The organism is Paenibacillus arenilitoris (genome assembly GCF_014705655.1).
GTDB lineage: Bacteria > Bacillota > Bacilli > Paenibacillales > Paenibacillaceae > Pristimantibacillus > Pristimantibacillus arenilitoris.
In genome coordinates, this window is the sequence record NZ_JACXIY010000084.1 from 1 (window position 1) to 1,292 (window position 1,292).

Annotated in this window: 1 protein-coding gene; it reads left to right on the forward strand. The window is 53.9% G+C overall.

Annotation, left to right across the window (positions count from 1 at the left end; all coding sequences use genetic code 11):
• Positions 1-539: 539 nt before the first annotated feature.
• On the forward strand, positions 540-1,292 hold a 753-nt coding region (locus IDH41_RS31090), incomplete at its 3' end, for a reverse transcriptase domain-containing protein (RefSeq protein WP_317890855.1).

Genomic DNA, 1,292 nt, shown 5'->3' on the forward strand with positions numbered 1-1,292 from the left:
GTCCGTGCGCGCCTAGCAAAGCTGGGTACAACTAGCCGGTGAAAGTCCGGTCGGGGTAGGGGCCAAGCCGCCTCGTAGCTAGCAGGCGTACGTCCGAGAGATCGGACGAGACGAAGCCCTGCGAAAATCTATGCGAAGCATAGGGAAGCAAATCCACAGGCCGTAACATCCGACGTGAATCCTGCCGCATCGTCAAGAGAACCTGAAAGGGACAGGAGAGTGCCGAGTTCTGACGGACAGGATGAAGGCCAAGGAATGTGCATGGAACTTGGAGCAGCACAGAGGAACTCTCCGGTGTAAAGGGATCGGCATGTGAATACAGTTGTACAACCGGAACTAGGGAGACCCTCCCCCGCACGACGGCAAAGCATCGTAACAGACAGACCTATAAGCCCTAAAAGCGAAATGGCGAGTCGCGGGAAGGGAGTCGGAGGGGGCCATAGTACCGATGAAGCAAGGACAACATAACCTTGTGGAGGAAAGGGCGTCGAAAGACAATACCCCGCTTTGTTCATGGGAAAACGAGGAGGTACGAGCGAGTGAATGCCGAAACAAGGCTAACGACGCAGAAAGATCATAAAGTTCAACAACTTCAACGAGCCCTCTACCTTGGAGCTAAGGAAAGCCCATCACGGAGATTTCATGCCTTGTACGACAAGGTGTATCGCAAAGATGTGTTAGAAGAAGCTTGGAGGCGTGTCCGAGCAAATGGAGGAAGTCCTGGCGTGGACAAATTGACCATCGACCACATCGTAACCGTCTATGGAGAAGCGCGCTTTGTGGAAGAAACGGCGGAACAGGTGAGAAGCGGCGAATACCGCCCCGCACCCGTCCGGCGGAAGGACATTCCGAAGGGCGATGGGAAGACAAGACCGCTAGGGATTCCAACCGTACGAGATCGACTCGTGCAGATGGCAACCAAGATGATGATTGAACCCATTTTCGAGGCTGACTTTCTGGATTGTTCTTACGGCTTCCGCCCCAAGCGGAGCGCTCATGGTGCAACCGAGAGGATTCGGCAAACCGTTAATGATGGACAGATTTACTGGGTCGTCGACGTAGACATTACCGGGTACTTCGATAACATCCCGCATGGTAAACTGATGCAGTTGGTCGAACAGCGCATTAACGATCGGCGCATCCTTAAGCTGATGCGGAAATGGCTGACAGCCGGGGTTATGAAAGAAGACGTGTTCTACGAGACGGACATCGGCAGCCCGCAAGGCGGAGTTATCTCTCCTCTGCTGGCGAACATCTACCTGCATTATCTCGACACGGTGTGGACGAGGAAA